This window comes from Methylobacterium cerastii, from assembly GCF_022179125.1.
Classification (GTDB): domain Bacteria; phylum Pseudomonadota; class Alphaproteobacteria; order Rhizobiales; family Beijerinckiaceae; genus Methylobacterium; species Methylobacterium cerastii.
The window spans coordinates 25,262-43,447 of the sequence record NZ_BPQG01000007.1 but is presented as its reverse complement, the minus strand read 5'-3'; the positions used below and the strand labels follow the sequence as shown (position 1 = coordinate 43,447).

Sequence of the window (18,186 nt, the reverse complement as noted above, 5' to 3'; positions counted from 1 at the left end):
CGCGGTCTCGCGTCAGGCGAACCGGGACCGCTTCGAAGGTGTGATGACGGCGATCTGGTTCATTCTGGCGGGCATGACCGCCGCGGCCGTCCTGGCCCTGCTCTGGCCGATGTCGCGCCGCGTCGCCATCGTCCCCGATGCGGCCGGCACCGTCACCGAGACGGCGTTCTACGAGGATCAGCTCGCCGAGATCGAGCGCGACCTCCAACGTGGGCTGATCGCGCCCGCGGAGGCGGAATCGGCCCGCACCGAGGCCGCCCGCCGGCTCCTTCGCGCGAGCCGCGCCCCCGGCCCCGGCGAGGCGAGCGTGGCCGAGCCGCGCCTGCGCCAGCGCCGCGCGGCCTCGGCCTTCGCCCTGTCCACCATCCCCCTCGTCGCCCTCCTCGCCTACGGCCTCTACGGCTCTCCCGACCTGCCGGCCCAGACGCCGGGAGACCGGCAGGCGGCGCAATCGGGTGCGCAGGACCTGATGAAGGCCGTCGGGCAGATCGAGGCGCGCTTGGCCGCCGACCCGAACGACGCCCGCGGCTGGGCCGTGCTGGCGCCGGTCTACATGCGGCTCGGCCGGTTCGAGGACGCGGCGCGCGCCTACGCGGCGATCGTCCGGATCAAGGGTGAGACCGCGGAATCGCTGTCGGACTGGGGCGAGGCGATGGTGGCCGCCGGCAACGGCATCGTGCCCCCCGAGGCCAAGGCCGCCCTGACCCGGGCCCTCGCCCTCGACCCCAAGGCGCCCAAGCCCCGCTTCTACCTCGCCCGCGCGGCCGAGCAGAACGGCGACACGCCGGAGGCCATCCGCCAACTCAGCGCCCTGAACGACACCAGCCCGGCCGACGCCCCCTGGCTCCGCCTGGTCCGCGAGAACCTGGCGCGGCTGCGGGGCGAGCCCGCCCCACAGCTGTCCGGGACGCCGGCCAAGGGAGCGGGTAACGGGGCGGGCAAGGGAGCCGGAAAGGACGCGCCCGGGCTGCCGCCGGAGCAGCGCGCCGCGATCCAGGGCATGGTCGACGGCCTCGACGAGCGCCTCGCGGCCAAGGGCGGCACCGTGGACGAATGGCTGCGGCTGGCCCGCTCCCGCGGCGTCCTCGGCGAGCCGGAGCGTGCGCAGGCTGTGCTGGAACGCGCCCGCGCCGCCCTGAAATCCGACCCGGCCGCGCTCGCGAGCCTGGAGGCCGGCGCGCGCGACCTCGGCCTGTCCGGCAAGCCGGCCGACGGCACGCCGCGCGACGCCGGCAGCGCCGTGCCCCCGGCCTCGCTGAACGCCGCCACGCCGGAATCCCGCGCCGAGACCGAGTCGGCGGCCGCCGCGGTGACGGCGATGCCGCCGGCCGAGCGCGACGCCGCGATCCGCGGCATGGTGGCCGGCCTCGACCGCCGGCTCGCGGCCAAGGGCGGCAGCGTCGACGAATGGCTGCGGCTCGTGCGCTCCTACAGCGCGCTCGGCGATCCGGAGCAGGCCGGCAAGGTCCTGAGCCGCGCGCGGATGGCGCTCGCCGCGGACCCGGGCGCCGCCGAGCGGCTCGACACCCTGGCGAAGGAACTCGGCCTTCCGCTGCGCCCCTGACGATCTGTCCCGGCACGGGCGACTTGACCCGCGGCCCGTCGGAGCCGACATCCGAGAGGATAAGAATGAGGACGGCACGGCGCCGGACCGACCTTCGTGGGTCGTGCCGGGGCCGGACCACCCGCCGGGGACGGACTGAACTCGTGACGCGCAAGAGCCGCCGCCTGATCCTGATCGCCGCCTGTGGCGCCGTCCTGGCGCTCGCCGTCGGGCTCATCCTGTCGGCGATGAGCGGGTCGATCGTGTTCTTCCGCTCGCCGACCGAGGTGGCGAACCAGGGCGTCGGCCCCGGGACGCGCTTCCGTCTCGGCGGCCTGGTGAAGGACGGCTCGCTCCAGCGCGGGGCGAACCAGAAGATCGACTTCGCGGTGACCGACACGAACGCGACCGTCCAAGTCCAGTATACCGGCCTTCTGCCCGACCTGTTCCGCGAGGGGCAGGGCGTCGTCGCCGAGGGAACGCTGGAGCCGGGCGGCATCTTCCGCGCCGACACCGTGCTCGCCAAGCACGACGAATCCTACATGCCGCGCGAGGTCGCCGACGCGCTCAAGGCGCAGGGGCGCTGGCAGGAGGGCGGCAAGGGCGGCAAGGGCTCCGTGAAGACGGACCCGCCGAAGGCCGCCGACGCCGCACCCGCGACCCTCGGCCCGCGCAGCGAGCGCTGAGCCGATGTCATTGACTCGAGGAACCGCCGCTTGATCGTCGAGGTCGGACATTTCGCGTTGGCGCTGGCGCTGGCGCTCTCCCTGGTCCAGTCGGTGATGCCGATCTGGGCCGCCCGCTCGGGCGACGCCGCCCTGCGGCAGGTGGCGACGCCGGCGGCGCTCGGCGCCTTCGCCTGCGTGCTGTTCGCGTTCGCGGCGCTGACCTACGCCCACGCCACGTCCGACTTCTCGGTCCAGAACGTGGTCGAGAACTCGCACACGACGAAGCCGTTCATCTACAAGCTCTCCGGCGTCTGGGGGAACCACGAGGGCTCGATGCTCCTCTGGATCCTGATCCTCACGCTGTTCGGGGCGATGGTGGCGGTGGCCCGCGAGTCGGTGCCCCCGGTGCTGCGCGCCAACACCCTGGCGGTGCAGGGCTTCATCACCTTCGTCTTCGTGCTGTTCGTGATCACCACGTCGAACCCGTTCACCCGGGCGGTGCCGGCGCCGGTCGAGGGCAACGACCTCAACCCGCTGCTGCAGGATTTCGGCCTCGCGGTGCACCCGCCGCTGCTCTACGTCGGCTATGTCGGCTTCTCGATCACCTTCGCCTTCGCGATCGCGGCCCTGATCGACGGCAAGATCGACGCCGTCTGGGCCCGCGCGGTGCGCCCGTGGACGCTGACCGCCTGGAGCTTCCTGACGCTCGGCATCGCGATGGGCTCGTACTGGGCCTATTACGAGCTCGGCTGGGGCGGCTGGTGGTTCTGGGACCCGGTCGAGAACGCCTCGCTGATGCCGTGGATCGCCGGCACTGCGCTGTTGCACTCCACCGTCGTGATGGAGAAGCGCGACGCCCTCAAGGTCTGGACGGTGCTCCTCGCCATCCTCACCTTCTCGCTGTCGCTGCTCGGCACCTTCATCGTGCGCTCGGGCGTACTTACCTCGGTGCACTCCTTCGCCACCGACCCGACCCGCGGCATCTTCATCCTCGCGATCCTGATCCTGTTCATCGGCGGGTCGCTGACGCTGTTCGCGTGGCGCGCGCCGATGCTGCGGCAGGGCGGCCTGTTCGCGCCGATCTCGCGCGAGGGCGCGCTGGTGATGAACAACCTGTTCCTCGTGGCCGCCTGCGCCACCGTGCTCGTCGGCACGCTCTACCCGCTGCTGCTGGAGATGCTGACGGCGGAGAAGATCTCGGTCGGGCCGCCATTCTTCAACTACACCTTCGTGCCGCTCGCGATCCCGCTGCTGCTGATCGTGCCGTTCGGGCAGACCCTGGCCTGGAAGCGCGGCGACGCGCTCGCCGCCTCGCAGCGCCTGTTCGCGGCCCTCGGCCTCGCCCTGGCGGTCGGCCTCGCCACCCTGGCCTGGACCTGGGGCGGCCCGGCCATGGCTCCGGTCGGCGTGGGCCTGGGCGCCTACCTCATCGTCGGCTCGGTGCTGGAGATCGTCTCGCGCGCCCGCGGCTTCGGCAGCAGCCGCACCCGCGCGCCCGGCCTGATCTGGCGCCGGGCGATCGGCCTGCCGCGCTCGGCCTGGGGCACGGCCATCGCCCATGCCGGCGTCGGCGTGGTCGTGCTCGGCATCGCGGCGCAGGGCTGGGCGACCGAGGGCCTCGCCACCCTGAAGCCCGGCCAGACGCTGGCGACCGGCCCCTACGTGGCGACGCTGGATCGAGTCGCGCCACGGCCCGGTCCGAACTACGAGGAGGTCGCGGCCTTCCTCACCATCCGCGACAAGGCCGGCGACGAGATCGGCCAGGTCGACACCGGCAAGCGCTTCTACCCGAGCCGCAAGATGACGGTGACGGAATCGGGCCTGCTCACCCGCGGCGTCAGCCAAGTCTACGCCAGCCTCGGCGAGATCTCGCCCGACGGCAGCATCGGCCTGCGGCTGTACTACAAGCCGCTGGTGCTGCTGATCTGGCTCGGCGCGGTGGTGATGGCGCTCGGCGGCGGCCTGTCGCTCACCGACCGGCGCATGCGCGTCGGCGCGCCCGCCCGCGCCAAGCTCAAGCCCGTTCCCCCGCACGCGGTCCCGGCCGAATGAGCGCCGCGCGCACGCTCCGCGGCCTCCTGCTCGCCGGCCTCGTGCTCGGGGCGGGCGCGGCCCAAGCCGTCCAGCCGGACGAGGTCCTGAAGGACCCGGCCATGGAGCATCGCGCCCGCGAGATCTCCTCGGGCCTGCGCTGCCTCGTCTGCCAGAACCAGTCGATCGACGATTCCGACGCACCGCTGGCGAAGGACCTCCGGCTGATCGTGCGCGAGCGGCTGAAGGCCGGCGACAGCAACCAGGGCGTCGAGGATTACGTGGTGAACCGCTACGGCGAGTTCGTGTTGCTGCGCCCCGTCCTGGCGCTCCACACCGTGCTCCTGTGGCTGACGCCGCTGCTCGCGGTGCTGCTCGGCGGCTTCGGGATCTGGCGCCTGTCGCGCCGCGCGGCGCCGGCGCCCGAGCGTGGCCTGTCGGCGTCCGAGCAGGCCGACGTCGCGGCTCTGCTCCGGCGCGAGTGATCCCCGTCGGGGTCCGTGGCAATTCGCGCCCACGCCCGAGGCATGATGTGCGCCTGCGGCGGCGAGTCGGCACGAGTCTTGGATCCGCCTCTCGCGAAAACGATCCGCGAAGGATGCGAGCATGGCCACGGCGACGCTGACGATCTCCAGCCGGAACTACTCGTCGTGGTCGCTTCGCGGCTGGCTGATCTGCAAGATGGCCGGCCTCGACTTCGACACCGAGATGTTGCCCGGCGGCGACGAGACCTCGCGCGCCGAGCTGCTCCACCTCTCGCCCTCGTTCCTCGTCCCCCGCCTGCACCACGAGGGCATCGTGGTTTGGGACACGCTGGCGATCGCGCAGTACCTCAACGAGACCTTCCCCGAGGCCGGCTTCCTGCCGAAGGACGTGGCCGCCCGCGCCCATTGCCGCTCGATCGCCGGCGAGATGCACGGCGGCTTCATCAACCTGCGCTCGGCCCTGCCGATGAACCTGAAGGCCTTCCACCCGAGCTTCCGGGTGTTCAACGGCGCCAAGGGCGACATCGAGCGCATCGTCACGATCTTCGACGACTGCCTCGCCCGCTACGACGGGCCGTTCCTGTTCGGCGAGCGCCCGACGCTGGCCGACGCGATGTACGCCCCCGTCTGCACGCGCTTCCGCACCTACGACGTGACCCTTCCCCCGCGCGCCACCGCCTATCGCGACGCCATCCTGCACTGGCCGCTGATGGTCGAGTGGGCCGAGGCCGCCGCCGAGGAGCCGGAGGAGATCGAAGAGCTCGACATGGAGTTCTGAGGGCGGAGCAGCCCTGAACCGCGTCCGTCGTCGGCGAGCCGAGGCTCCGCCGATCGATCACGAACACTCCCCGTCATCCCGGGGCTGCGCAGCAGTGTCCGGGATCTAGAGCCGCCGACGGCGCCAGCCGAAGCACGACCTGCGGTTCTGGATTCCGGGCTCGCCTTCGGCGCCCCGGAATGACGGCGAGGGGTGGTTGGCGGGAGCCCTTACCCCTTGGGCCAGGCCCGGATGTCGACGAAGCGGCCGGCCACGGCGGCTGCGGCGGCCATGGCCGGGGAGACGAGGTGGGTGCGGCCGCGATGGCCCTGGCGGCCCTCGAAGTTGCGGTTCGAGGTCGAGGCGCAGCGCTCGTTCGGGCTGAGGCGGTCGGCGTTCATGCCGAGGCACATCGAGCAGCCGGGCTCGCGCCAATCGAAGCCGGCGGCCTTCAGCACCGTGTCGATGCCCTCGGCCTCGGCCTGCGCCTTCACCAGGCCGGAGCCCGGCACCACCATCGCCGAGACGCTCTCGTGCACCTTCTGGCCCGCGACCATCTGGGCGACGATGCGCAGGTCTTCGATCCGGCCGTTGGTGCAGGAGCCGATGAACACCCGGTCGAGGGTGATGTCGGTGATCTTCGTGCCCGGCGTGAGCCCCATGTAGGACAGGGCCTTCTCCTTCGAGGCGCGCTTGTTCTCGTCGAGGATCGAGGCCGGGTCGGGCACCGAGCCCAGCACGGAGATCACGTCCTCGGGGCTCGTGCCCCAGCTGACGATTGGCGGCAGGCTGGCGGCGTCCAGGCGGACTTCCTTGTCGAAATGCGCGCCCTCGTCGCTGACGAGGCTCTCCCAGTAGGCCCGCGCCCGCGCGAAGGCCTCGCCCTTCGGCGCCATCGGCCGGCCTTCGCAATAGGCGTAGGTCGTGGCGTCCGGGGCGACGAGGCCGGCGCGTGCGCCGCCCTCGATCGACATGTTGCAGATCGTCATCCGGCCTTCCATCGACAGCGCGCGGATCGCCTCGCCCGCATACTCGATGACGTGGCCGGTGCCTCCGGCGGTGCCGATCTCGCCGATGATCGCGAGCACGATGTCCTTGGCGCTGACGCCGGCCGGCAGCACGCCGTCGACGGTGACGCGCATGTTCCTGGCCTTCTTCTGCAGCAGCGTCTGCGTGGCGAGCACGTGCTCGACCTCGGAGGTGCCGATGCCGTGGGCGAGAGCCCCGAACGCGCCGTGCGTCGAGGTGTGGCTGTCGCCGCAGACGATGGTCTGGCCGGGCAGGGTGAAGCCCTGCTCGGGGCCGATGATGTGGACGATGCCCTGGCGGCGATCGAGGGCATCGTAGAACTCGATGCCGAAATCCTTGACGTTCTGCGCCAGCGCCTCGAGCTGGATCCGGCTCTCCGGGTCCTCGATGCCCTTGGAGCGGTCCGAGGTCTGGACGTTGTGGTCCACCACCGCCAGCGTCTTCTCCGGGGCGCGCACCGTGCGACCGGCCACGCGCAGACCCTCGAAGGCCTGCGGGCTCGTCACCTCGTGGACGAGGTGCCGGTCGATGTAGAGCAGCGTCGAGCCGTCGGCCTCGACGTCGACGATGTGGTCGTCCCAGATCTTGTCGTAGAGGGTGCGCGGGCTCGTCATGGATTCTGGTCGCTTCGCGGCGTGTCTGTTGCCGGCCAACGGCCGGCGCGGAGGTCTTTAGTAAGGTTCGACGCGCGATTTCGGAAGTGGCTGCCGGCCGACGCCCGCGGATGGCAGACCGGCACCGGCCGCAATGGGGATGCGAGGGGGGCAGGGAGGGGGCAGCGAGCGGGCAGGATCGCTCGAAGGGGAGTCAGGCCGCCGCCGTCGTCATCCGATCCCTGCCGGCCATTCCGCAGGGCACTGGATCTTCGCCGGGAAGTGCGGCAACCGTCTTGGGGGATGCGGGGGCATCGCGGGAGGCCGGCGTGAGCGGGATCGTGGTGACCTATGAGGGGCGCTTGCGCTGCCGTTCCGAGCATGCCGATTCCGGTGCCGTCGTCCTCACGGATGCTCCGAAGGACCATCACGGGCTCGGGGCCGGCTTCTCTCCGAGCGAGATGCTGGCGGTGTCCCTCGGCAGTTGCATTCTGAGCATGATGGGTGTGGCCGCGCACACGATGGGCCTGGAGATCGGCCGTGCGACGGCGACCGTCACGAAGGAGATGGCCGACGCCCCGCGACGCATCGCCCGGTTGTCGGTCGCCCTCCAGGTGCCCGGCGCCTTCGACGACGGGCAACGCGCCCGGCTGGAAGCGGCCGCCCACGCATGCCCGGTCCACGGCCTCCTGAACATCGACGCTCCCATCACCATCGACTGGATCGGATAGCGACGACGCCGATGCGCGCAGGATCGTCAGCTCCCTCCCGTCCATGCGACGGACACCAGCCGCGCCCCGCGCCCGGAGCCGACCTTTGACCCTGCATCCGCCCGAACTCCTCATGCTGAAGCCGATGCACCCGAGCGTGGCGGAGGCCCTGACGCCCACCTTCGCCCTGCACCGGCTCGACACCGCGAACGACCGCGACGCGTTCCTCGCCGAGGTCGGCCCGCGCGTCCGCGGGCTCGCGGTCAACGCCCAGGCGGTGGTGGACGGCGCGCTGCTCGACCAGCTTCCCAACCTGGAGATCGTCGCCAACTTCGGGGTCGGCTACGACACGATCGACGCCGCCGAGGCCGCGCGGCGCGGCGTCGTCGTCACCAACACGCCGGACGTGCTCACCGACGAGGTCGCGGACCTGGCGGTCGGCCTCCTGCTCGCCACGATCCGCCGGATCCCGCAGGCGGACCGCTACCTGCGCGCCGGGCGGTGGCCGGCGGCGCCGTTCCCGCTCACCGCATCGCTGCGCGGGCGCCGGGTCGGCATCCTCGGGCTCGGGCGGATCGGGCGGGCGATCGCCCGCAGACTCGAAGGCTTCGGCGTCGAGATCGCCTATCACGGACGGCGGCCGCAAGCCGACGCGCCCTACGCCTACCATCCGACCCTGGTCGGGCTGGCGCAAGCCGTCCACGTGCTCATGGTGGTGGCGCCGGGTGGCGCCGGCACGGACGGCCTCGTCGACGCCCCGGTGCTCGCGGCGCTCGGGCCGGAGGGCATCCTCGTCAACGTCGCCCGCGGCAGCGTGGTGGACGAGGCGGCGCTGGTCGCAGCGCTTGAGGCCGGCACGATCCACGGCGCCGGCCTCGACGTCTTCGCCGCCGAGCCGCACGTGCCGGAGCGGCTCGTCGCCCTCGACCGGGTGGTGCTGCTGCCGCATGTCGGGTCGGGCACGCACGAGACCCGCGCCGGCATGGGGCGGCTCGTCGTCGACAACCTGGTCTCGTGGTTCGAGGGCCGCGGGCCGCTGACGCCGGTGGCGGAGACGCCCTGGCCGGTTTCGGGCGCCCGCGCATGAGCACGGCCCACTCCGTCGCCGGCCTACGGTTCGCTGCCGGGGCTTGGCTCGCTCTGGCCGGCGCCGCCCGCGCGCAGGAGCCGCCCGCGGCCGACTCGCCCGCGCCCTTCGCGATGACCCTCCCCGAGGCGCGCGGCGGCGTGCCCGGCACCTGGGACTTGTCGCGCGACGGCACCAACCGGCGCTGCGTGATGACGCTGAGTTCGGAATCCGGCGAGGCCGGGCAGGTGGTGCGGTTTCCTGCCGGCTGTCGGCGGGCGGTGCCGGTGGTGGGAACGGTCGCCGGCTGGCTCTTCGCCGACGGCGTCGTCCGCCTCGTCGACAGGAACGTCCGCCCGGTGCTGGCCTTCGCCAAACGCCCCGACCAGCGCAGCTACGTCGCCACGGCCGCGTCGGGCGAGAGCTACAGCCTCGTCCCCCTCGAGATCGCAGCGATGGGCCCGCCGAGCCTCCTCGATCCGGCGCCGGTCGCGATCACGCCGCCCGCGGCCGCGCCGTCCGCAGCGCCGGAGCCGGTGCAGACCCCGGCGGCCGCGCCCGGGCCCGGCATTGGCGCGCAGGCCGGGATCTACGCCCTCGACCGGTTGCTCAACCGCGACGTCTGTCGCCTCGATCTCGGCGGCGGTCCCGGCGCGCCGGTGCACCTGCTTCCGAATTGCCGCGACACCGGGATCGAGGTGTTCGACCCGGCGACGTGGCGCACCGGCCAGGGCCGGATGACCCTGGTGGCCAAGCGCGGGCACGTGGTGAACCTCGTGCCCGCCGGCGACGGCACCTGGCGGCGCGACCCCGAAACCGGCGTCGCCTTCGTGCTCCGCCGGGTCGAGCCGTAAGGCCGCCCTACAGGGTCGCGATCACTTGGCCCCGTCGGCCTTGCCGGCGTCGTCCTTCGGCTTCTCCTTGCCGAGGTAGATGTATTCCGGCGCCGCGCGGAGCTGGTCCTTGTCGGTGTTGATCACCGCCCGCAGCGCCTTGCCGTCGATCCGCTGGAGGTGAAGCGCGCTGGGATCGACCGCCACGTACTTGGTGCCGATCCCGAGGAAGCCGCCGACGCCGACGACCCAGGCCTTCACCTTGCCGTCGAAGCCGATCACCACGTCGGCGATCTCGCCGATGGTCTCGTTGGCGCCGTTGATGATGCTCTGGCCGACGAGCTTCGAGCTGACCATGTCGTCGGGCGACTGTGCGACGAAGGTCGGCCGCAGGTCGTTCGTGAAGGTCGCGGGCTGCCCCGGCACCGGCTCGACCGGCTTCAATGGCGCGGCCGACGCGTCCGGCTTCACCGTGTCGGACTTGACCGTGTCAGACTTGGTCGTGTCGGAGCTGGAGGCGTCGGGCTTCACCACGTCAGGCTTCACCACGTCGGGCTTGGGCGCGTCCGGCGAAATCGTGGCCGGCTTCTCCGGCGGCACCGCCTGGGTGCCCGGCGCGGGCGCGGTCGGGGCCGGCGTCTGCGCGAGCGCGAGGCTCGTTCCCAGGGCGGTCGTGCCCAGGGTGAGGAGGACCGTTCCGGCAATCAGGCTGCGCATCGCGTCTCGTCTTTCCATCGTCGCCCCGCGCCCGATCCGGCCCGAAGTCGACAGTCAAGGTTCCCCCGCAAAAGGCCCGCCGCATCAGAAGGTTCCACCGGTGCCGACGGTGCGCCGGCTCGCGAAATCGCGCGATCGGCCGCCCTGGACCTCTCGGCCGCCTGCGCCATGTGGTGGCTGACGTGATCTGCCACCGTTCCGGAGGCTGCAAGCCCATGATCCTTCACCGCCGCGACGCCCTCGCCCTCCTCGGTGCGGCCGTCGGCGCCGCCACCGCCGGCCGCGCCCAAGCCCTGGATGCAGGGATGCGTGCCACCGCCTTCGCCTTCGACGGGCCGGAAGGGGGCGCAATGCCGCTCTCGGCCTATGCCGGGCGACCGATCCTGGTGGTCAACACCGCCACCGCCTGCGGCTATGCCGGCCAGCTCGCAGGGCTGCAGACCCTGTGGACCCGCTTCCAGGAGCGCGGTCTGACGGTGCTCGGCGTGCCGTCGCCCGATTTCGGCAACCAGGAGCCGCTGGACGGGGCCGCCATCGCCGAGGCCGCCCGCAAGAACCACGGCGTCACCTTCCCGCTCACGGCCAAGACGCGGGTGAAGATGCCGGGCGCGCACCCGTTCTACCAGTGGGCGGCGCTCGAGAAGCCCGGCGAGACGCCGCGCTGGAACTTCCACAAGTACCTCGTGGCCCGCGACGGCACCCTGGCCGCCGCCTTCGCGACGCAGGTCGAGCCGACCGATCCGCGGGTGATCAGCGCGATCGCCGGGGCGCTCGACAAGGCTTGAAGGTCAGGGCCTGAGGGTCACGCCGCCGGCGCCTTGGCCCGGTCGGCCCCGCGCGACACGGCGAGCAGGGCGTCGAGTTCGCGGCCGGCCGCTTCGATGCGCGCGGCCACCGTCGCGTCGGCGACGACCCCGTCCGCGATCTCGTCGCCGCCGGCATAGACCGAGGTCGGCGCGATGTGCGCGGAGAAGAACCCGAACAGCGGACGGAGCGAGTGCTCCACCACCAGCGCATGGCGCAGGCCGCCGCCGGTGGCGGCGAGCGCCACCGGCAGGCCGACGAGCGCCTCCGCGCCGACGAAGTCGAACACGTGCTTGAACAGGCCGGAATAGGCGCCCTTGTAGACCGGCGTCCCGACGATCAGCGCGTCGGCCCCCTCGATCGCCGCGACCAGCGCCTCCGCCGCCTCCGAGAGGTCGTCGCGGGTGAGCGCACCGAGGCCCGGCCCGGCGTCGATCAGGTCGATCACGGTCAGGTCGATGCGGCGATGGCGGCCGAGTTCCGCGGCGATCGCCTCGACGAGGGTGCGGGTGCGCGAGGGCCGGTTGATGCTCGCCGAGAACGCGACGACGCGGGGCAGGGGCACGGATGGGACCTCGGGACTCGGCGGAGCGCCCCGGCCCGTGGAGGCCGGCGGCGCGATCGGCCCGTTGTGACCGGTCCGGCGACGCTTGGGAACCACCGGGGGGCGCGACTCCGCCGCCGTGTCGGGGGCTGTCCGTCCATTCGGCGGGATGCGCGTGAGGGGACCCGATGTCATGGCATTGGCCCTTCGCACGGGTTGGGGCGTCCCGGCGGAGCACCGGATCGGAGGCCGTGGACGGCGTTCCCTGCAAGTCCCTAGCCCGGCGCGTCCGGTCGGAAGGAAAGTGTGACACGCATCGGTTGGGATTTCATGAAGCGGTCGAGACGCGCCCGACGGCAGCACAGTTCGCCGAAGCCCCAAGCTTGACAGCGGCGCCGAATTCTTCGCGATGGTGTCTCCCCCGGCCTCGGAGACACGTCCGCTCATGAACTCGCTCGTCGCGCGCCTGAACGGCTACGCCCCCCTCGCCTTGTCGCTGCTGCGGGCGGTGACCGGCCTCGTCTTCCTCCAGCACGGCACGCAGAAGCTGTTCGGCCTGCCGCCCCGCGCGATGCCCGCGCCCGAGATGCTCTCCCTCGCGGGCGCCGCGGGCCTGCTCGAACTGGTCGGCGGCGCGCTGATCATCCTCGGCCTGTTCACCCGGCCCGTCGCGTTCCTGCTATCAGGCCAGATGGCGGTGGGCTACTTCCTCGTCCACGCGCCGAAATCGCCGTTCCCGGCGGTCAACGGGGGCGACGCCGCGATCCTGTTCTGCTTCGTCTTCCTGTACCTCGTCTTCGCCGGCCCCGGCCCGCTGAGCGTGGACGCCGCCCGCGCCGGCCGCCGCTACTGAGCCGAGGTCGTCACTGAGACAATCCGTCGACCGGGTCGGCGTCGATCCGCATCCGCAGGATCGCGTAGGGTGGTTGCTGCAGGTCCTTGCCGTGGTTGAACTCGGGGCGGCGGTTCACCTGCGCGCCCGAAATGTAGAGCCAGCGGTCGGCGGTGATCCAGAACGTGTCCGCCCAGATCAGGCGCGGATCCGAGGCGATCACCGTGATCGTGCCGTCGGGGTCGCGCCGGCCGACGGCGTTGTGCTCCTGCAGGCTGAGGTAGACCCGGTCCTTCGAGTCGGTGGTCAGGCCGCCGGTCATCCCCTTCTCGCCGAGATCCTTCACGGTCGCCGCCACCTCGGTATCCGTGACCTTGGGGTCGAGGAGGCCCGCGGTCTCCACGGAATACAGCCGCCGCGCCATCAGCGGCGCGTAGTACAGGCGCGTGCCGTCGGGGCTCAGCGCGATGCCGTTGGCGCCGCCCTTCGGATGCTGCGGCGGGCCGTCGCCCTTGGTCTGCATCACCGGGCGCTCCTCGACGAACTTCACCACGCCCTTCTGCGACTTGGTGCTGGCATGCTCGGAGAGCCGCCGCGCCACCTGTCCGGTAGCGAGGTCGACCGCGAGGATCGCCCCGTCCTCGCCCTGGCCCTGGTCGGTGATGTAGGCGCGCTGGCGCCCGGCTCGGACCTCGACGCGCAGGTCGTTCAGCGACGAGGTCGGCGTGACGCCGGCCTCGAGCGGGATCATGCGGACGATCCGGTTCGTGGCGAGGTCCATCTGGACGAGCTTGGCCCCGCCCGGCACCGGCGCGCCCTTGCCCTCGGGCAGGCCCGAATCGAGCAGCCACAGGCTGTCGTCGGGGGCGAAGACGCCGTTCGGCACGTGGAAGAACGTCGCCTGCGGCTGCCCCGCGTCCGGGGTGTTGGTCGCCTGGTCGGGATAGGCCTTCACCGAGCCGTCTGGCGACACCTCACCCACCGTGATCGGCTCCTTGCCGGTGAAGCGCGGCATCATCACGAAGACGCGGCCCTTGTGCGAGATCGCCAGCCCGGTCGGGGTCGAGGGCGCGTTCGCGGCGAGCGCCAGCTCCATCGGAGACGCCTTCCGGCTCGCCACCGCGGTCCCGCCTGGCGCGGGCGAGCCGCCCTCGGCCGCGACCGCGGGCAGGGCGAGGGCGGCGAGGCCGCCGGCGAGGAGGTGGCGCCGGGCGAGAGACAGTCGGGCGAAGGACATGGAGCTTACCGTTTCAGCCGCGGGGCGCGACGCGCAGGTCGATGGCGAGGATGGCGTGGCCGGCGGCGACGAACAGCCGGCGCCCGTCCGATCCGCCGAAGGCGAGGTTCGCGGCAGCCGTCGGCATGGCGATCCGCCCGAGCGCCGTGCCGTCGGGTGCGAAGATGCGGATGCCGTCGCCGCAGGCGGCGTAGACCCGGCCGGCGGCGTCGACCTTGAGGCCGTCGGGTACGCCGGCTTCGATCGCCGCGAAGGTCCGCGGCGGCCCAAGCCGACCGTCCGGACCGACCGCGAAGGCCATCACCGCGCGACCCCCCTCTGGGTTGAGCGACGCCCCGGATTCGCTGACGTAGAGGGTGCGCCCGTCCGGCGCGAAGGCGAGGCCGTTCGGCTGGTCGAGGGCGTCGGTCATCGCCTCGACGCGGGCCGCCGACGAGCCCGGCGCGGTGACGCGGTAGACGCGCCGCGCGGCCTGCTCGGGCTCGGCCAGGATGCCCTCTTCGGGCTGGGTGATGCCGAAGACGGGATCGGTGAACCACACCGCTCCGTCAGTGGCGACCACCGCGTCGTTGGGGGAGTTCAGCCTCTTGCCGCCGAACGCGTCCGCCAGCACGGTCTTGGTCCCGTCCGCCTCGCGCCGCACCACCCGCCGGGTGCGGTGCTCGCAGGTGATCAGGCGTCCTTGCGCGTCCAGCGCGTTGCCGTTGCCGTTCTCGGACGGGTCGAACAGGGTCTTCGCCGACCCGTCCTCCGCGAGCACGCGGATCCGGTTGGCCTTGGTGTCGCTGAACACCAGCCCGCCGAGACCGGGCGCCCAGCACGGACCCTCGCACCAGCGCCCGTCGTCGAACAGCGTCCGCAGTTGTGCAGACGGGTCGATCAGCGCGTCGAGCCGCGGATCGTCCACCCGCACCACCGCGCCCGCCGCCCGCGCCGTCGAGGCGGCGAGCAGGCCGAGGCCGCCCGCCAGGATCGTGCGTCGATGCGGCATGAAGCTCCCGGGACGGGCGACCGGCCGGGTTGCCGTCGCGCGGTCAGGGAAGGCGCAGAAGCACGCCTCGGTTCCCGCGAGCCGTCTCGCACCGCACCGCCTGCCCCAGCGGAAGGGGGAGGGAAAGCCGCCGCTCAGTGCCCCCGCCGTGCCCCCAAAGCCGACAGGATGCGCGCCCACGAGCGCGTGCCCTTGTGGAAGCTCCGCAGGTCGTACTTCTCGTTCGGCGAGTGGATGCGGTCGTCGTCGAGTCCGAAGCCGATCAGCAGGGTGTTGCGGTCGAGGAGGCGCTTGAAGTCGCCGACGATCGGGATCGAGCCGCCCGCGCCCACCGTCACCGCGGGCACGCCCCACTCGTCCTGGAGCGCGGCGCGGGCGGTCTCCAGCTCCGGCATGTCGAAGGGCAGGCTGATGGCGCGCGAGCCCTTGTAGCAGATCACGTTCACCGAGCAGTCGGCGGGGATGCGTGCGCGCACGAAGGCCTCGAAGGTCTCGGCGAGCTTCTGCGGGTCCTGGTCGTCCACGAGGCGGAACGAGACCTTGGCGCTGGCCTTGCCCGCGATCACCGTCTTGGTGCCCTCGCCGGTATAGCCGCCGATGATGCCGTTGACGTCGCAAGCCGGCCGCGACTGCACCAATTCGATCAGCAGACGCCCGCGCTCGCCGGCCGGCTCCGACAGGCCGATGGGGCCGAGGAACGTTTCGGGCGTGAAGTCGAGGCCGCGCCACTGCTCCAGCACCTCGGGCGGCCGCTCGCGCACGCCGTCGTAGAAGCCAGGCAGCGTCACCTTGCCGTCATCGTCGTGCAGGTCGGCGAGGATGCGCGACAGCACGTGGATCGGGTTGCGCGCGGCGCCGCCGAAGAAGCCCGAATGCAGGTCGCGGTCGGCGCAGGTCACCTCGACCTCGAAATAGGCGAGCCCGCGTAGTGACGAGGTGATTGCCGGCGTCGTCGGGTTCCACATCGACGTGTCGCACACCAGCACGACGTCGGCGGCGAGCCGATCCTTGTTCCGCGCCACCCATTCCGGCAGCCCCTGCGAGCCGTTCTCCTCGGCGCCCTCGATCAGGATCGTGACCGCGCAGGGTAGCTCGGCGTTCATCGCGAGATGCGCCCGGCAGGCCTCGACGAAGGTCATCACCTGGCCCTTGTCGTCGGAAGCGCCGCGGGCGACGATTGTCTTCTCGCCCTTCGCGTCGGTGGCGATCCGCGGCTCGAACGGCGGCGTCTCCCACAGGTCCAGCGGGTCCACCGGCTGCACGTCGTAATGCCCATAGAACAGCACGTGCGGCGCCCCGGGCTTCGGCTTATGCGCCAGCACGACGGGGTGGAGCGAGGTCTCCTCCACCGAGGTCTCGAACCCGAGCGCCGTCAGGTCCGCGGCGAGCCAGGCCGCCGCCTCGCGGCAATGGGGGGCATAGGCCTGATCGGTCGAGATCGAGGGAATCCTGAGGAAGGCGAACAGGCGCTCCAGGGCGTTGTCGAGATCCTTGTCGATGTCGTTGAGGACGGAATCGAGGGCGGCCATCGGGGCTCCTGAGGCGGTTCGGCGGTCCGGCCCAGGGTTAGCCGAGGCGTGCGCAAACGGAAACCGCTTGGCCCGCAACGCGACGCCCGACGCGGCGACGACCACGGATTGGAACGGCGGCAGATTGGAACCGTTATCGAGTGCAACGGACGAGCCGTGCGGCGAGGCCGGATGCACGCCTTGCGCGCCGTGTTCGCCCCGACCTGTTCGCCCTTTCGCGAAAAACCTTTTCTCTTGGAACGCCTCATGCTCATCGAAAGCGGTTCGCCGGTCGCCGCGGACACCCGGGTCGGCATCAGCCTGACCATCAACGGGCAGCACCGCGAACTCCAGGTCGCCCCCTGGACCACCCTGCTCGACCTGCTGCGCGAGACCCTCGACCTCACCGGCACCAAGAAGGGTTGCGACCACGGCCAGTGCGGCGCCTGCACGGTGCTGGTGGACGGCGTCCGCGTGAATTCCTGCCTCGCCCTGGCGGTGATGAAGGACGGCGCCGAGGTCACCACCGTCGAGGGCCTTGCCGGCCTGTCGAACGGCGGCGCCGGCAGCAACGGCCTGCACCCCATGCAGGCGGCCTTCGTCGAGCACGACGCCTTCCAGTGCGGCTACTGCACGCCGGGCCAGCTCTGCTCGTCGGTCGGCATGATGAACGAGGGTCACGCGCATTCGCGCGACGAGATCCGCGAGGCGATGAGCGGAAACATCTGTCGCTGCGGCGCCTACACCAACATCGTCGACGCGATCGAGGATGTGATGGCGCAGGACGGTGCGGCTCAAGACTTGGGAGCCGCCCGATGAACCGCTTCGATTACGTTCGCGCCGGCACCGTGGCGGAGGCCGTGCAGGCCTTCGCCGGCGCACCCGGCGCGCAGTTCATCGCCGGCGGCACCAACCTCGTCGACCTGATGAAGTACGACGTGACGCGCCCCGGCCGCCTGATCGACATCACCCGCCTGCCGCTCGGCGACATCGCCGAGCACGACGGCGGACTGCGGGTCGGCGCCCTCGTGACGAACGCGAACCTCGCCTACGACGCCCGCGTCAGGAGCCGCTACCCGCTGCTGGCGGATGCGATCCTGGCAGGCGCCTCGGGCCAGCTGCGCAACGCTGCGACCACCGGCGGCAACCTCAACCAGCGCACCCGCTGCTACTATTTCTACGACACGGCCACCCCCTGCAACAAGCGCGAGCCCGGTAGCGGCTGCGCCGCGATCGGCGGCGTAACCCGCATCCACGCGATCTTCGGGGCGAGCGAATCCTGCATCGCCACCCACCCGTCCGACATGTGCGTCGCGCTCGCGGCGCTGGAGGCGGTGGTGCAGGTGACAGGGCCGGAGGGCGACCGCAGCATCGCGTTCGCGGACTTCCATCGGCTGCCCGGCGACGACCCGGCCAAGGACAACACCCTGAAGCCGGGCGAGATCGTCCTCTCCGTCGACCTTCCCGCCGCGGACCTCTCGAAGAACTACACCTACCTGAAGCTGCGCGACCGGCTGTCCTACGCCTTCGCCCTCGTCTCCGTGGCGGCAGCGCTCGAACTCGACGGCGACACGGTGAAGATCGCCCGCCTCGCGCTCGGCGGCGTGGCGCACAAGCCGTGGCGCAACCGGCAAGCCGAGGCGCTGCTCGTCGGCAAGCCGGCCACCCGCGAGACCTTCCAGGCCGCCGCCGACTTCGTCGTCGCCGAGGCCCGCCCCCAATCCGAGAACGCGTTCAAGGTCGAGCTTGCGCGGCGTGCGATCGTGCGAGGCCTGTCCCAGGCCGCCGCCGGCACGCCGCAGTCGCTCACCGACAAGCGCATCCAGTAAGGATCGCCG

18 protein-coding genes are annotated in these 18,186 nt (G+C 71.9%); 12 read left to right on the top strand and 6 right to left on the bottom strand.

Translation table 11 applies throughout. The annotated features are described in order from the left end of the window. Positions 1–43: 43 nt before the first annotated feature. The 5 genes from ccmI to MFF13_RS03640 all read left to right on the top strand — a co-directional run bounded on the left by ccmI (position 44) and on the right by MFF13_RS03640 (position 5,505). A complete protein-coding gene (ccmI, locus tag MFF13_RS03660) occupies positions 44–1,564 on the top strand; it encodes a c-type cytochrome biogenesis protein CcmI (RefSeq protein ID WP_147830560.1) in 1,521 nt (506 codons plus the stop codon). Positions 1,565–1,707: 143 nt separating this feature from the next. Next, on the top strand, positions 1,708–2,229 hold the full coding sequence (ccmE, locus tag MFF13_RS03655; RefSeq protein WP_147754465.1) for a cytochrome c maturation protein CcmE: 522 nt from the start codon (positions 1,708–1,710) through the stop codon (positions 2,227–2,229). Between the two features lie 30 nt (positions 2,230–2,259). Then, positions 2,260–4,263, top strand: coding sequence for a heme lyase CcmF/NrfE family subunit (locus tag MFF13_RS03650; RefSeq protein WP_147761742.1), 2,004 nt, complete (start codon positions 2,260–2,262; stop codon positions 4,261–4,263). Then, entirely contained in the window at positions 4,260–4,727 is a 468-nt protein-coding gene (locus MFF13_RS03645) for a cytochrome c-type biogenesis protein (protein ID WP_147754467.1), read from the top strand. Before MFF13_RS03650 ends, MFF13_RS03645 begins: the two co-directional genes overlap by 4 nt. A gap of 121 nt (positions 4,728–4,848) precedes the next feature. Next, a complete protein-coding gene (locus tag MFF13_RS03640; RefSeq protein ID WP_147754468.1) occupies positions 4,849–5,505 on the top strand; it encodes a glutathione S-transferase family protein in 657 nt (218 codons plus the stop codon). 209 nt (positions 5,506–5,714) lie between these two features. Here the strand turns inward: MFF13_RS03640 and leuC are convergent, their stop codons facing one another. Next, positions 5,715–7,127, bottom strand: a complete 1,413-nt coding sequence (gene leuC / locus MFF13_RS03635) for a 3-isopropylmalate dehydratase large subunit (protein ID WP_238270888.1) — start codon at positions 7,125–7,127, stop codon at positions 5,715–5,717. A 308-nt stretch (positions 7,128–7,435) separates the two neighbouring features. On the opposite strand from leuC, the gene MFF13_RS03630 reads away from it, so the two are divergent. From MFF13_RS03630 to MFF13_RS03620, 3 genes are all read left to right on the top strand, one after another. After that, positions 7,436–7,837, top strand: a complete 402-nt coding sequence (locus tag MFF13_RS03630) for an OsmC family protein (protein ID WP_238270886.1) — start codon at positions 7,436–7,438, stop codon at positions 7,835–7,837. Between the two features lie 112 nt (positions 7,838–7,949). Next, a complete protein-coding gene (locus MFF13_RS03625; RefSeq protein ID WP_238271030.1) occupies positions 7,950–8,903 on the top strand; it encodes a 2-hydroxyacid dehydrogenase in 954 nt (317 codons plus the stop codon). After that, complete coding sequence (locus MFF13_RS03620; RefSeq protein ID WP_147830713.1) at positions 8,900–9,736, top strand: AprI/Inh family metalloprotease inhibitor; 837 nt, start codon at positions 8,900–8,902, stop codon at positions 9,734–9,736. Before MFF13_RS03625 ends, MFF13_RS03620 begins: the two co-directional genes overlap by 4 nt. 21 nt (positions 9,737–9,757) lie before the next feature. Here MFF13_RS03620 and MFF13_RS26480 read toward each other — a convergent pair whose 3' ends face one another. Further along, positions 9,758–10,432, bottom strand: coding sequence for a PRC-barrel domain-containing protein (locus tag MFF13_RS26480; protein ID WP_306422405.1), 675 nt, complete (start codon positions 10,430–10,432; stop codon positions 9,758–9,760). Between the two features lie 215 nt (positions 10,433–10,647). On the opposite strand from MFF13_RS26480, the gene MFF13_RS03610 reads away from it, so the two are divergent. Further along, positions 10,648–11,217, top strand: coding sequence for a glutathione peroxidase (locus MFF13_RS03610; protein ID WP_147761736.1), 570 nt, complete (start codon positions 10,648–10,650; stop codon positions 11,215–11,217). Positions 11,218–11,234: 17 nt separating this feature from the next. Here the strand turns inward: MFF13_RS03610 and MFF13_RS03605 are convergent, their stop codons facing one another. Further along, positions 11,235–11,801, bottom strand: a complete 567-nt coding sequence (locus MFF13_RS03605) for an NAD(P)H-dependent oxidoreductase (protein ID WP_373322480.1) — start codon at positions 11,799–11,801, stop codon at positions 11,235–11,237. 424 nt (positions 11,802–12,225) lie between these two features. Here MFF13_RS03605 and MFF13_RS03600 point away from each other — a divergent pair, with 424 nt between their 5' ends. Continuing rightward, entirely contained in the window at positions 12,226–12,633 is a 408-nt protein-coding gene (locus MFF13_RS03600) for a DoxX family protein (protein WP_147830711.1), read from the top strand. Between the two features lie 10 nt (positions 12,634–12,643). Here the strand turns inward: MFF13_RS03600 and MFF13_RS03595 are convergent, their stop codons facing one another. The 3 genes from MFF13_RS03595 to MFF13_RS03585 all read right to left on the bottom strand — a co-directional run bounded on the left by MFF13_RS03595 (position 12,644) and on the right by MFF13_RS03585 (position 16,369). Beyond that, entirely contained in the window at positions 12,644–13,849 is a 1,206-nt protein-coding gene (locus MFF13_RS03595) for an SMP-30/gluconolactonase/LRE family protein (RefSeq protein ID WP_187273717.1), read from the bottom strand. Between the two features lie 13 nt (positions 13,850–13,862). Beyond that, positions 13,863–14,840, bottom strand: coding sequence for an SMP-30/gluconolactonase/LRE family protein (locus tag MFF13_RS03590; RefSeq protein WP_147830709.1), 978 nt, complete (start codon positions 14,838–14,840; stop codon positions 13,863–13,865). A 134-nt stretch (positions 14,841–14,974) separates the two neighbouring features. Then, the gene (locus tag MFF13_RS03585) at positions 14,975–16,369 is read right to left on the bottom strand and encodes a dipeptidase (protein WP_147751856.1); all 1,395 of its coding nucleotides are present in this window, start codon (positions 16,367–16,369) and stop codon (positions 14,975–14,977) included. 246 nt (positions 16,370–16,615) lie between these two features. Between MFF13_RS03585 and MFF13_RS03580 the strand changes: the two genes are divergently transcribed. Together MFF13_RS03580 and MFF13_RS03575 are read left to right on the top strand one after the other, a co-directional pair. Then, positions 16,616–17,167 (top strand): (2Fe-2S)-binding protein, encoded by a 552-nt coding sequence (locus tag MFF13_RS03580; protein ID WP_147830707.1) that lies wholly within the window; start codon positions 16,616–16,618, stop codon positions 17,165–17,167. Further along, positions 17,164–18,177, top strand: coding sequence for an FAD binding domain-containing protein (locus MFF13_RS03575; RefSeq protein WP_147830705.1), 1,014 nt, complete (start codon positions 17,164–17,166; stop codon positions 18,175–18,177). Before MFF13_RS03580 ends, MFF13_RS03575 begins: the two co-directional genes overlap by 4 nt. The last annotated feature ends 9 nt before the right edge of the window (positions 18,178–18,186 follow it).

Coding starts and splice junctions, on each gene's coding strand:
- ccmI (WP_147830560.1), top strand. CDS start 44: ATGACGGCGATCTGGTTCATTCTGGCGGGCATGACCGCCGCGGCCGTC.
- MFF13_RS03645 (WP_147754467.1), top strand. CDS start 4,260: ATGAGCGCCGCGCGCACGCTCCGCGGCCTCCTGCTCGCCGGCCTCGTG.
- MFF13_RS03640 (WP_147754468.1), top strand. CDS start 4,849: ATGGCCACGGCGACGCTGACGATCTCCAGCCGGAACTACTCGTCGTGG.
- leuC (WP_238270888.1), bottom strand. CDS start 7,127: ATGACGAGCCCGCGCACCCTCTACGACAAGATCTGGGACGACCACATC.
- MFF13_RS03625 (WP_238271030.1), top strand. CDS start 7,950: ATGCTGAAGCCGATGCACCCGAGCGTGGCGGAGGCCCTGACGCCCACC.
- MFF13_RS03620 (WP_147830713.1), top strand. CDS start 8,900: ATGAGCACGGCCCACTCCGTCGCCGGCCTACGGTTCGCTGCCGGGGCT.
- MFF13_RS26480 (WP_306422405.1), bottom strand. CDS start 10,432: ATGCGCAGCCTGATTGCCGGAACGGTCCTCCTCACCCTGGGCACGACC.
- MFF13_RS03610 (WP_147761736.1), top strand. CDS start 10,648: ATGATCCTTCACCGCCGCGACGCCCTCGCCCTCCTCGGTGCGGCCGTC.
- MFF13_RS03600 (WP_147830711.1), top strand. CDS start 12,226: ATGAACTCGCTCGTCGCGCGCCTGAACGGCTACGCCCCCCTCGCCTTG.
- MFF13_RS03595 (WP_187273717.1), bottom strand. CDS start 13,849: ATGTCCTTCGCCCGACTGTCTCTCGCCCGGCGCCACCTCCTCGCCGGC.
- MFF13_RS03590 (WP_147830709.1), bottom strand. CDS start 14,840: ATGCCGCATCGACGCACGATCCTGGCGGGCGGCCTCGGCCTGCTCGCC.
- MFF13_RS03585 (WP_147751856.1), bottom strand. CDS start 16,369: ATGGCCGCCCTCGATTCCGTCCTCAACGACATCGACAAGGATCTCGAC.
- MFF13_RS03580 (WP_147830707.1), top strand. CDS start 16,616: ATGCTCATCGAAAGCGGTTCGCCGGTCGCCGCGGACACCCGGGTCGGC.
- MFF13_RS03575 (WP_147830705.1), top strand. CDS start 17,164: ATGAACCGCTTCGATTACGTTCGCGCCGGCACCGTGGCGGAGGCCGTG.